The organism is Methylobacterium sp. AC832 (assembly GCF_979256025.1).
In genome coordinates this window covers 1-254 of the sequence record NZ_CEEDMV010000062.1, presented here as the reverse complement: position 1 = coordinate 254, position 254 = coordinate 1, and the positions used below count along the sequence as shown (strand labels likewise).

1 protein-coding gene is annotated in these 254 nt (G+C 74.0%); it reads left to right on the top strand.

Features of this window, described 5'->3' with window-relative positions; genetic code table 11:
* Nucleotides 1-254 (top strand): amidohydrolase family protein (locus tag AC0IXR_RS25105; protein ID WP_471762604.1); only part of this gene is annotated, 254 nt, incomplete at both ends.

Sequence of the window (254 nt, the reverse complement as noted above, 5' to 3'; positions counted from 1 at the left end):
CCATGGGCCCGTTCAAGATCATCACCGACGGGTCGTTGAACACCCGCACCGCCTTCTGCCACGACCCCTACGCGGGTCTCGAGGGCACCCCCGCGGGTCGGGGCCTGTCCGCCTACGACGCCGACGAGCTCGTCGACTGGCTGCGCCGCGCCTCCTCGGCCGGACTGGTGCCCGCGGTGCACGCCATCGGCGACGCCGCGAACGCCCTCGCCCTGGACGCCCTCGAGGCGGTCGGCTGCGGCGGGAGCATCGAG